The 11,681-nt window shown below is 60.5% G+C and carries 12 protein-coding genes; all 12 read right to left on the bottom strand.

Going from position 1 to position 11,681, the window contains the following annotated elements; genetic code table 11:
• Positions 1-126 precede the first annotated feature (126 nt).
• Positions 127-378 (bottom strand): exopolysaccharide production repressor protein, encoded by a 252-nt coding sequence (locus tag OHD58_RS29265; protein ID WP_412177317.1) that lies wholly within the window; start codon positions 376-378, stop codon positions 127-129.
• 93 nt (positions 379-471) lie between these two features.
• A complete protein-coding gene (fdxB, locus tag OHD58_RS29270; RefSeq protein ID WP_263807136.1) occupies positions 472-792 on the bottom strand; it encodes a ferredoxin III, nif-specific in 321 nt (106 codons plus the stop codon).
• Positions 789-992, bottom strand: a complete 204-nt coding sequence (locus OHD58_RS29275) for a CCE_0567 family metalloprotein (protein WP_263807137.1) — start codon at positions 990-992, stop codon at positions 789-791. Before OHD58_RS29275 ends, fdxB begins: the two co-directional genes overlap by 4 nt.
• Before the next feature lie 26 nt (positions 993-1,018).
• A complete protein-coding gene (locus OHD58_RS29280) occupies positions 1,019-1,489 on the bottom strand; it encodes a DUF269 domain-containing protein (protein ID WP_263807138.1) in 471 nt (156 codons plus the stop codon).
• 340 nt (positions 1,490-1,829) lie between these two features.
• Positions 1,830-2,990: a TlpA disulfide reductase family protein gene (locus OHD58_RS29285; protein ID WP_263807139.1), complete on the bottom strand. Its 1,161-nt coding sequence runs from the start codon at positions 2,988-2,990 to the stop codon at positions 1,830-1,832.
• A gap of 1,352 nt (positions 2,991-4,342) precedes the next feature.
• On the bottom strand, positions 4,343-5,224 hold the full coding sequence (locus OHD58_RS29290) for a universal stress protein (RefSeq protein WP_263807140.1): 882 nt from the start codon (positions 5,222-5,224) through the stop codon (positions 4,343-4,345).
• 105 nt (positions 5,225-5,329) lie between these two features.
• Complete coding sequence (locus OHD58_RS29295) at positions 5,330-6,115, bottom strand: response regulator transcription factor (protein ID WP_263791871.1); 786 nt, start codon at positions 6,113-6,115, stop codon at positions 5,330-5,332.
• A gap of 27 nt (positions 6,116-6,142) precedes the next feature.
• Positions 6,143-6,619 (bottom strand): NifX-associated nitrogen fixation protein, encoded by a 477-nt coding sequence (locus OHD58_RS29300; protein ID WP_006199553.1) that lies wholly within the window; start codon positions 6,617-6,619, stop codon positions 6,143-6,145.
• A 26-nt stretch (positions 6,620-6,645) separates the two neighbouring features.
• A complete protein-coding gene (nifX, locus tag OHD58_RS29305; protein WP_263807141.1) occupies positions 6,646-7,143 on the bottom strand; it encodes a nitrogen fixation protein NifX in 498 nt (165 codons plus the stop codon).
• On the bottom strand, positions 7,109-8,491 hold the full coding sequence (gene nifN / locus OHD58_RS29310; protein ID WP_263807142.1) for a nitrogenase iron-molybdenum cofactor biosynthesis protein NifN: 1,383 nt from the start codon (positions 8,489-8,491) through the stop codon (positions 7,109-7,111). The genes nifX and nifN overlap by 35 nt, the downstream gene beginning before the upstream one ends.
• A 9-nt stretch (positions 8,492-8,500) precedes the next feature.
• The gene (gene nifE, locus OHD58_RS29315; RefSeq protein WP_263807143.1) at positions 8,501-9,991 is read right to left on the bottom strand and encodes a nitrogenase iron-molybdenum cofactor biosynthesis protein NifE; all 1,491 of its coding nucleotides are present in this window, start codon (positions 9,989-9,991) and stop codon (positions 8,501-8,503) included.
• A 63-nt stretch (positions 9,992-10,054) separates the two neighbouring features.
• Positions 10,055-11,596, bottom strand: a complete 1,542-nt coding sequence (nifK, locus tag OHD58_RS29320) for a nitrogenase molybdenum-iron protein subunit beta (RefSeq protein WP_263807144.1) — start codon at positions 11,594-11,596, stop codon at positions 10,055-10,057.
• Between the last annotated feature and the right edge of the window lie 85 nt (positions 11,597-11,681).

Raw genomic sequence — 11,681 nt, forward strand, 5'->3', positions numbered from 1 at the left:
CATGTTCCTTCAAAATTCCGATGATCTGCTCTTCAGAGAAGCGGCTACGTTTCATGTCCTGGTCCTCTCTATGGGCCAGAACGAACTTCAAACCGGATTAGATCAGAGGGGCAAGGTCATGACAAATCAAGGCAGCAGCAGCGATATGGCTAGCATTTGATGGAGTAAATCTGCAGATTCATTCGTCACCTCGTCATGGTCTGACGGCTGGGACCCAACCTCCTTGCAACTGCCGACATGCTCAGCCATTCGGCCATTTCTGCTAGCACAGCCGGACCGCCAGATCAGAAAGAGCACGCTACCGAAATAGCCTACCTGGAGGAGCAGCCAACAAGCCAGCGTTGTGACGACAACTGCGCGGATGGAATGAGAAGCCACGTAGACGGTCAGAGCGTTGCCGCACAGGACCAGCCACAGGACGCGATAAAAGATTCTAAGGGGCAACGCCGTTCTCCTGGTTTGTGCGCCATATCATGCAGCGACCTTGTCGGCCGCGACATGGGTCTGGCAGTTCTTCGGGCAGACGCGGGCGCAGGCTCCGCAGCCGATGCAGCGGCCTTCATGGTCGACGACCATGATCATGCGATTGAGCTCGCCGTCGAAGTCGTCGTCGTCCTCGCCGTCACAGGCGCCGAGGATTTCACCCGCGTCGTCGACGCCGTAGAGGTGCATGATCTCGCGCGAGCAGACCTTGAAGCAGCGGCCGCAGCCGATGCAGGTCGTGCCATCGATAGCGGTGAGATACTCCGGCATCCATTTGGAGCCGTCGCGGGTGACGAAAGCGCTGCTCATCGCGCATTCTCCAGTGCAGCGAGGTCCTTCTTGGCTGCGTCCCACTCAGCAAACACGGTGAACGTTTTCTCGGCAACCGCCTTGATCTCAGTCCAGTTGACCGGGAGGTCCTCGGCAAGGTCGTGCAATTCCATCTTCGCTGTGCCCGCACGGGACTGCAGCTTGCGAACTTTCTTCCGCAACGCCTCAAGGTCTGACATTGATCGTTCCTCGCAAATTGGTTTCATCATGCCCGCGCCACGTCGGGACAGGCTTCAGTGGCTGCGGTCGCATCGTCGACCAGTTTCGTACCGGCCTCGGCGAGTTGCCGGAACGTCTCGAAGCCGAACTGATGCAGGTCTGGGCAGAACGACCAACTGCCCGCCCCTGAAAAGCACGCGCCCGAAGGCCTGACTGGTTTCATCTCCACGATTGGCGATGTCACCGGGCGGAAACGCTCCGCGATCGCAAGCCCGACAGCGGTGTAAAACATATCGAGCCTCCACAGCACGTCCGGATCGGAATAGCCCATGCCAGGGAACACATGGCGCTTTTTTCTGGTGACGATGAAGTCGGCCAGCAGCGTGGCGTCCGATCTGCCTTCCCATAAGCAGTAGGATTCCTGAGAACGGATCAGCCGCACGAGGCATTTGACGAACGGGGCGGCAAGGGCCGCCACGTCCTCGTTGGCAGCGGGGCTAACCGCGGCATCAGACATTTCATATCTCCTCAATTTCTGTCCTCTTCCGCGAAGAACTCTTTCTTTTTTCGAAGACGGTTGCCTCGGGCACACTTGCGCAGCCGACGCCCGGCTCGGGGCGGCCAATTCCATGGAATTGATGCCTCGGTGGCCGAGCTTGGTCGTGTCTTCGACTGCAAGGCCTTCCACGCGGATCCGCGTCGAGCATCCCTTCCACCGTGATGCGGCCACAGGTCACCGCAAGATTCGAGCCTCGACCCCGCTGCAAACAATCCATCCGGTGCTGCACGGGGCCTGCTTGCGGCCACGCCAGGGAAATGGACGAATTGGCCAGTGAACATCCCGACCATCCTCCTTTTTATGGACTCTTCTCGCGCGGCCGCGCTTTGGCACCTCCGGGAAGCTTGTTTTGCGGAGCCGCACAGAGAGCGCCGTAACAAACCTTGCCACCCCTGTAGTTGGCCAGGGCCTGCAGGAGATCCGGTAGAAGGTGCTCTTTCAGTTCGTCCGGGATAGGCTCCGGACCGTCCAGCGACGTCAGTGCCAGTTCGACCAACTCGATCGCGCGATCGTTGTTGCCGTTCTCGTGATAGTACCGGGCGACTGCCGGATAAGACTGGGACTTAGGGCTGTCGCCGTGCGGAGGATTCAGTGCCAGGATGTGTTCGGACAGCTCCTTGCCCATCGCGAAGCGTTCAGCAGGGGGAAGGCGCGAATGGTCATTGGCCGGATGGAAAAGTTGGTCTAGCGCCGAAACCATCCAATCCTCGGAGTTTTTGTCGATCGCGTCGCGAACCAATTGGCGTATGACGGGCAAGCCGGTCCACATGTCTTGGATTTTGTGCAGCAACAGATGCGCATGAGCCAGGCGGAAATTGATGTCGTCCGGCATCAAGGCGATGCCCTCTTCGATTGCCCAGAGCGCCGTCTTCCAATCTTCCAACTTCACCGCCGCCCAGAATCTGTCATCGATCGGCTTTTTCAACGCTTGCTCGCGCGCCATAGGTTCGCTTGTGGCGAGCCGCTCCGTATCGGCGGCTTTAGCTTTATCGCTGGTGCGCCAGCTGCCGTTCAGCACTTCCGGCAAAACCTCATCGAGTTGGCTCGGATGACCGATAAAAGCGATGTGGCCGTCTCGGTCGACCACGAACGAGGTCGGAATCCCGACGGAAAAGCTGGGTTCCCTCCAAAGCTTCTTCATTTCGCCTGTGAAGTCGAACCCGATCCGATAGTTCAGATTCGAGCACTTGTCGGTCAACCATGCGTCCAACTTGCTTCGGGCCTCAACTTCCGTTGGAGCGTCTTCATCCGCCGCTATCCCGACGACCTCAAGTCCGCTGTCCTTGTATATTTCCTGGAACAGCATCAGTTGGAGCATCTCCGTCGAACATGGTCCGCACCAAGTTGCCCAAAATTCAACGACATACACTTTGCCGGACTGGAAGTTCGCAAGGGGCTCGCCACGCAGCCAGTTCTCCACTTTGATCGAAGGAGCCGGTGACTCCATCCGCAATACCATCTTGCTCTCCAAAGCTGTTGCCGCAGGTTTCACCACCTAATGCCCGAGCTTGTTTCCCTCTTAGAGAGGGGCACAAGGGTTCAAAGAAAGGAGAGCTATCGTCTCGCGCATATGCATGCAGTCAGCCTTCACTCAGTGTTACCACATCACAATCTGCAACAGTCAATTAGCAAAGGCCGTGCCAGCGCGCACAGCGCGCGTTAAGCGCATGATTTCGCATTGAAAAACCTTCACAGCGTCCAAGATGGCCGGTTGTAGCGAACCTGACATGTTGTCTGTCGCTGTCAGGTTTTGGACAAGCACCCCGCGTCGCGGTCAGAAAAGTGTGGCTACGGACGACGCAACATATAATTTGGGTTAAGGGACAAGCAGAAGGCCATGATGACTGTCTTGGCAACCATCAGGATCGTCATCATCCTCTACTAACGCCACCTCGCTTGAGCTTCTTGCCGTTCCGGTCCGGAGGCGGTAGCGGACCTCGCCACTTGCAAGGGGCCGCTTCATCCGTGCCCCTCCTGCGCCGCCTCCCCCGCTTGCGATTGAATTCCTGGCTGGCGGCATAGGAGTTCTTTACGACGAAGCCGGTTCAACTGCGGCTCGTGAATACCGAATCGTCAGATCTGACGACCATGATCGGGGCGAAAAGATCAGGATGAGAGCCGGCATGTGCCTGCCGGTGAACTCTGCGGGAATCCTGCTTTGTGTCTATCTTCTGTATTCCCGGTGCTCAGGTGCAACGGGAATTCATGGTGGGAATGTAAGCGTTGGCGAAATTGACAACCCAAAGACCGCTCTGTCGCCAAGCGGGGTCGGGCCCGACCGACCGAAAACGAAGATGCCGCCGTCCGCACTAACCCGGGCTACCATCCTAGGCGATGACATGGGATTGATGCCATCGTTCGCGCCGACGCCGGCAAGAGCCCGACCGTCCCGACTCGAAGGTCGGTGCCTTGGCCACTGCACGGTCGTTGCGGTGTTCAGCTCCCGGCCAGTGATGAGGGAAATCGTGATAACGCCAATACGATGCGGCTAAGGTCCGAACGCGGCCTGCCGCGCTGAAACGACTCTCTTTCTCGACCTGACGTCGACCTGCGAAGCGGTGGTTTTGAGCGCATTGAGGCGCCTGTACCTGTGCGCGGCCGTTGGTCTGCGCGTCACCGGTCATCTCGGGCGTGCAGAAACCCCGAGCGCGCTCGAGACGTCCGGGATGTTCTTCGCGATGGCGCGTGCAAATTCGCTCGAGGAGCTTCGCGAAACCTGCGTGTTTGCCGCGATCTTTCTGCGACTTGGCGTCAGGATACATAACGCAGGGGAGTAGAGCTTCGAACAGCATGCTGCACCTTGGGAACCCGTCAACGAGCCAAAAACAGCGGCAATGGCGGCTTGCGAACGATCCATCTCGTCACGCCACCGAAGAGCCGCTCGCGCAGCCGACGGCTGCCGTACGCGCCCATGACAATCATGTCGGCAGACGTGTCGATTGCGTGCTGCGCGAGCACTGTGGCCACCGGTTTGCCGGCACTCGCTAGCCGGTCAACCGACACCCGAGCACCGTGCCGAGTGAGATAGGCAGCAATGTCGGCTCCCGGCTCGTCGCCGCTACAGGTCGCCTCCGGATCGACGAGGGCGACACGAACTTCCTCTGCACCGGATAGCAGATCCAGCGCTTCCCGAACCGCACGGGACGCCTCGGCTCGCGCATCCCATCCGACCAGCACGCGCCGTGGCGACAGAGTAGCCTCAGAGCCGTTCGGCACGACAAGCACCGGCCTTCCGGTGTCAAACAAGCTGCCGTCGATAACTAAAGGTCCGAGACTAATGTCGTTGAGAAGTGCGGGGCCGACGATTGTCAGGTCGGTACAGAGCGCGCGCTGTCGCACCGCCTCACCGACGCTGGCCCGATCGCAGTTGGCAATATCGACATCATAGCACCGCCACGTGGCTCTCAGCAGTTTATGAATTTCCCTGGATGTTTTTTCCAGACTGGCCATGTCCTGGGAAAATGTCTCGATTTGCCTGTAGCGTTTTTCCAGTCTGGCAATGGCCCTTGCGTGTTGTTCAGGCCATTCGGGGATGCCATCGCATGGCGGCGGAGGCGACATAACGAGCCGAGGAGGCGACATAATCAGAACGGACAGATATGCGCCGACCTCGGCGCACAAGCCGGCAGCTGTTCTGACATCCCGATCGGAGTGGTCAGCTCCCATTACACTGAGTAGGCTTTTGAAGGCCATCTGACTGCCTCTCCCTGAGTTTGTCGTGCCCGCAGGCGCGTTTCGAAGCCGCAAGACTTACCCTGGCCAGGACGCAGACGGGAGTGGCACCCACCCCTGCCCTGTTTAGTCGTCCGGCTTCTCGAGCGAGTAGCCGGCCGACCTGACGGTGCGAATGATGCTGCCTGGCGAAGCCGCCTTCAGCGCCTTTCTGATCCGGCTTATATGGACGTCGACGGTGCGCGCACCGATATGGATATTGTCCGGCCAGGCCGCGTCGATCAGCTCGTCTCGGCTGAAGACCTTGCCTGGAGTCTCAAGAAACTGCCGCAGCAGATTGAACTCGAGAGGTCCGAGATGGATGTCGTGGCCATTGCCGCGAACCCGGTAGGCATCGAGCTTCATCTCGAGCCCGCCGCAGCGGAGCCAACTGCCGTTTTCAATTCCGTTTGAACCTGGCTTCGGCAGCGCCAGCTTCGTCCGCAGACAGTCAAGCAGCGTGGCCGGCGCGATCGGCCGCACAAAGCTCTCGTCAATGCCTGCCTTCAACAGATCAAGGTGCTGGTTCTCGGCACCTGGCGCGATCAGGGCAATAACGGGCAGATCGCCGGTCCGTGGCTCGCCCTTGAGCCGGGCACAAATTGTGGAGCCTGTCGCGCTTGTTGGCCCGCAGTCCAGCACGACCGCCTGGAGCTCCCGATCATCGGCCAATGCGAGAGCGTCGTCCACGCCGCCTGCCGGCTCACTTGTGAAGCCGTCCACCCCCAGGATGTGGCTGAGGAACAGATACAACTCCGCATCTTGCGAACAGATCAAGACCAGTGGCTTCATCAGCGCTACCCCAAGAACCAAATCGGCCTCGACCGCCTCGGTGGAGTGGGCTGGCCATTGCCTGTCCTCAGAACCTGACATGATCCCCTTGCTTGAAAATCGGTTCCATCACGCCCGTGCCACCTCGGGATAGGTTTCAAGGGCTGCGGTCGCATCGCCGGCCAGTTTCGTACCGGCCGCCGCGAGTTTCCATAACGTCTCGAAGCCGAACCGGTGGACGTCGCGCAGGGTCTTCGACAGAACGACCAACCGCCCGGACGTCAAAACGACGCGCCCGAAACCCTCATGGCTCATCTCCATCATCGGCGATGCCATCAAGCCGGAGCGCTCCTCGATGGTTAGCCCGACGGCGGCGTAAAACATGTTGAGCCGCCACAGCACGTCCGGATCGGGATCGCCGATGATCGGGATCGCACGGAGCTGTTGCTTGGTGACGATGAAGTCGCCCAGCAGCTCGGCATCCGGTTTGCCTTCCCATGACCCGTAGGAATCCTGAGCACGGATCAGCCGCACGAGGCATTTGACGAACGGGGTGGCAAGGGCCGCCTCGTCCTCGGCGACAGCAAGGCTAACCGCGGCATCCATTTCGCGTTCTCCTCATTTCAGTCCTCTCAGTCCTCGTCCTCGAACGACGGTTTCTTTTCGGCGACGCCTGCCTCCGCCAGCACCTTGCGCAACCAGGGGGGAGGACATGTCCTCAGCATCATCTGCGTGCGCAACAGCACCTCCTGGATGGTCTGGGGCTTCGGCACTTTGATTGGGTGGATTTTTGCCGAAACAACCCTGGCTGCCGACGGTCCGCCGATAGCCAGACAAAACAGGAGATGACAGCCCCTCAGCGCCTCGACTTTCGGGGTGATGCGATCATCGCCGTCAGTCCGATGCTTCCCGCTCTCATCGGAAACATCATCGAAGGCCACGGCTTCCACGAGACCCCACTCCTCGCGCGTGACATCGTAGACAGCAAAGCGCCTGGCCGACCCGAAATGGGCGTTGAGGCTCTTCATGTCTTGCGTGGCGATCGCGACGCGCAAGGCGCCGGCTTGCCGTTCCGGCACCGATGCGTGGACTTCGTCAGTGACGAGTGAGAGGCGACGAACGGAGCTCATCTGGCATGTCTCGCTTACGGAGTGGATCAAGCGCCTCAGGTGTCGGCGCGTGGCGGTTGGCCTGGAAGATGTTGGCAACCTCGAAGATCAGGTCCCGAGTCCCCTGATAGAGGATTGTGAGCTTGTGCTGGCTGCCGAGCCGGTCGAAGATCGGGAAGCCGACGTGCATGAGCGGGATGCCAAGGCGCTGCGCCGCCTGGCGGCCGTGGGAATGAGTAACGAGAAGATCAGCGTCGGCGCCAAGCGCTTCCAAATCGCCGAGATCGCCGACTTGAACCGACTCCGCCGGTATTTTCTGCAGAATTTTCGACATGTCGGTCGTGACGACCGCCGCCGCGATGTCGGAGCCCATGTCGGTGAAGAAGGTTGCGAGTTGGTAGAGTTGGTCTGGTTCAGCAGCGATCGCAATTTTCTTGCCTCCGAAATGGAAATGTCCGTCGAGCAACGCGTCCTGCAATTGCGCCCGGCGACGGCGCACCCCGGCCGGCACCGCCACGCCTGAAATCGCAGCCATCAGTGAGACGAACCGGTCGGCGCCCCGCAATCCCGTCAGCGACTGGAACAGCACGTATGGCATGCCGGTCACCCTCTGCAGCACCTCCGCCGGGCGCCGCATATGCTCCCCGATGACGATGCATTGCGCGGCCGTGCCAAGCTCACGGATATCCTCGACGCTGGTGCCGCCATAGGTGGTCGTGATCCAGCGGTCGGGCACCGTGCCGTCGAGCGAGCCGGAGATGTCGGGCAGGATCACCGGCTTGAGCCCAAAGCTTTCAACCATCTCGCGCAAATGCTCGATGTCAGCCACAGTGAGGTGCCAGCCGGGCAGGATTGCAATCTTCTTTGATTGCCGCGCCTGCTGGCCTGGCCGTGTAATCCCTTCGATCATCGCGGTGACGGCTTTGGCCCAGCCCTCTTCGATCGCGCCGTCGAAATCCGGCGTGTTGGCCAGTACCACCTCCGTACCCGCGATGTCTTCCGCGCGCTTCAGCTTGATGGTGGCGATTTCTCCAGCACAGTCTTCGCCACGGGTTTCCACGAGCGCCGTCGTGCAGACCCCGATCAGCGTTGGCTTTGTACGGGCCTTGAGGTTGAGGATCGCTTCTTCCAGACGGTCCGCCCCGCCGAGGATGGTCGCCACCTCGTCCATCGCCGTTGTCTGCAAGGGGATGGCTTCCTTGAAATGCCGCACGAAAAGCACGAGCGCGAGGCTGGTGCAGCCCTGGCTGCCGTGGAACAACGGCATCGCACCATCGACCCCAAGAAAGGCCAAGGCGGCGCCGAGCGGCTGCGACGACTTCAGCGGATTGACCGCCGCTGCTTTGGTCTGGGGAAGGATGCGGACCATCGGCTTTCCTCAACACGCGCCGAAGTCGACGGCTGTCGCGCCGGCGAATTTCTTGAAAGCCTGGACAGTCGCGGTCGCGCTCTTTGTGCTCGACAGTTCGTCCTTTACCGCAGGCGGGCGATCCCACGGTGCGGGCTCACGCACCTGGCGCCAGATCGGGTTATGAATGGCGAGGTCGATCTGGCGCACGAGTTCCACCATGCCGTCATAGCCGGCATAAGGGTGTTGGCGCTCCTGGTTGATGTCGAGCCAGGGTGTCTTGGCTTTCAGCGCGATGAATTGCGTGCGCCCGCCCGAGAGCATGATATCGGCCTTGTGTTCTGACAGCATGGCGTAAAGCTCGCGCGCTGCCATCTGCTCGAACATGTGGTTGTCGTCCTTGAGTATCTGCTTGATGCGTTCCTTGTCTTTGGCCGTGGATTTCTTGACCGAGGTGCCGACGATCTCGATGCCGATTTCCATCAGCGCATGGACGAGCGACCAGGACTTCACACCGCCGGTGTTGAGCAGCACGCGCTTGCCTTGGAGCCGCGGCCGGTAGGCTGCGAGCTTCTTCCACGCAATCCCCTCCTCCTGTGCGATCAGCGTCTCTGTGCGGTCAAGGATCTCTGGATCCGCTCCCTTCTTCACGAGCAGCGCAGAGATCCGCCGGAGCGCTTCGGAGGTCTCGGTTATGCCGTAGAAGGAGCCCTCGAAGAATGGGATCTCCCAGCGCTCCTCCATCTTGCGGGCGAGATTGATGAGCGCGCTCGAGCACACCATCATCGCCGCCCGTGCGCGGTGCGCGCAGGCAACGTCGAGATAGCGCGCGTCGCCCGGAATGCAGGCGCGCACCCTGATGCCGAGCCGGTCAAGGAGCGGCTTCACCAGCCAGAACTCGCCCGCGAGATTGAATTCGCCAAGGATATTGATGTCGTAGGGTCCGGCATCGTCGGGCTCCACCGTGCCGATGACATGATCGAGCAACGCCTCGCCGGCAAGCTTGTTGCCAAGATTCTTGGAGCCGACGAAGCCTGGTGCATCGACCGGGACAACGGCCAAGCCGAATTTTTCCGCTGCGCGCTTGCAGACCGCCTCGATGTCCTCGCCGATCAGCGCCGTCACGCAGGTCGAATAGACGAAGATCGCCGGCGGCCCATACGCTTCCTTGATCTCGCGGATCGCTTTGAAAAGCTTTCGCTCTCCCTGCCCCATCACCACGTCGAGTTCGGTAAGGTCCGTCGTGAAGCTCGTGCGCCACAGCGTTGGCCCGGACGAAGCCGCACCGCGATTGTCCCAGGAATTGCCCTCGCAGGCGAGCGGCGCATGGATCAGATGCGCGACGTCGGTGATCGGTTGCAGCACAATCTTGGCGCCGTCAAAGGCGCAGCCGCCAGCCGCCGCGCCGGGGGTCAGCGGCTTCGAACAGCCCTCTTTGCGCGCCTTGGCATCCTTGCCGCGGTTCCTATCACAGGCGGGCTCGTTGAAGACATCCTGGATTTTGGCACTGAGCGAGGACACTGCGTATGTCTCCAAAGTCCATTGGGGGGACGGACGGCGGCGGCGGAAAGCCGGCCGCCAACCTTAGCGGGTGAGGTCATAAGAATAGTCCGTCACGCCCGTCTCGCTTGTCTCGCGATCAAGCTTGTCGAAGATCTTGTCGAGGATCGTCGTCAGTACACGCAAGCCGCCTTGGTAGCCCATGAGCGCAAAGCGATGGTGATGGTGCCGGTCGAAGATCGGGAACATCAGCCGGATCAGCGGCGTGCCGGTGTCGCGCTCCAGGTACTTGCCATGGGAATTGCCGATCAGCAGATCCACCGGTTCTGTGAAGAGCAGCGAGCGCATCGCCCAGAGGTCCTTGCCCGCCCAGACCTGAGCATCCTTGCCGAAGGGCGATGATGCAAGCAGTTGCTTCAACTCGGATTCCCATGCCGAGGTGCCGTTGGTGGCGAGGCAATGCGTCGGCTCGCCGCCGGTCTCCATGACGAAGCGGGCCATGGCGTAGACAAAATCCGGATCGCCGTAGATCGCGTACTTCTTGCCGTGCAGCCAGGATTGGCTGTCCGCCATGGCGTCGACAAGTCGGCCGCGCTCCAGGCGGATTGTCTCGGGGATTTCCTTGCCGGAAATCGCCGAGACCTTCATCAGCAATTCGTCGGTCGCCTGGACGCCGAGCGGGTAGTGAAACGAGGCCGTAGCCTGCCCGACCTCCTCACAATATTCAAGCGTTTTTCGAGTGTTGTAATGCTGGAGCGAAAGTGTCGCTTCGGCGTTGAGGGCCTTCTTCACGTCTTCGATCTTCGTGCCGCCGTCGTACATGCGGTATTCGCCGTCCGACGGCGTGTCGAACTGGTCAGAGGCGTCCTGAATGAAGGTATAGGACACGTCCATCACATCGAGCAGGCGCTTGAGTTCCCGGTTGTTGCCAACGCAAAAGCCGTCGAAACCCGGAATGATGTTGATGGTTCCACCTTCTTCGGTTCGCTCCGCGCCTTTCCAGAAGTGTTCCAGAATGCCCTTGACCGTGCCGTCATAGCCGTCGACATGGCTGCCGACGAAGGCCGGCGTGTGGGCGAAGGGCACGTCGAAGTCGCGCGGGACCGAGCCTTCGTCCCTGGCGTTCTCGATGAAGCTGTGCAGGTCGTCGCCAATGACCTCGGCCATGCAAGTGGTCGAGACGGCGATCATCTTCGGGTCATAGAGCTTATACGTGTTGGCCAGCCCGTCGACCATGTTCTTCAGGCCGCCGAACACTGCCGCGTCCTCCGTCATAGAGGACGAAACCGCCGAAGCGGGCTCCTTGAAATGGCGCGACAGGTGCGAGCGGTAATAGGCCACGCAGCCCTGGCTGCCGTGGACGAAGGACATGGTTCGCTCGAAGCCCGCGGCCGCGAACACTGCGCCGAGCGGCTGGCAGGCCTTGGCGGGGTTCACGACAAGCGCTTCGCGGGCGAGGTTCTTTTCGCGGTATTCCCATGTCTTGGTGAATTCGCGTTGATCGGTAACGACCTGGTCGGGGTGCGGACACTCGAAATTCAGCTTCTTCTCGGCGAGCATCTGCCTGTATTCCGGCTCGCGGAACAGCGGAGCATGGTCAAGAACTTTTTCAGCCGACTGCGGCATGGTCGTTACCTCTTTTCCATCTGGCCGCGCCATAGGGCGGCACAGGGACAATCAAGACATTTTCAGGTCTCCCGCGGACACAGGG

The organism is Mesorhizobium sp. ZC-5 (assembly GCF_025753855.1).
Lineage (GTDB): Bacteria > Pseudomonadota > Alphaproteobacteria > Rhizobiales > Rhizobiaceae > Neomesorhizobium.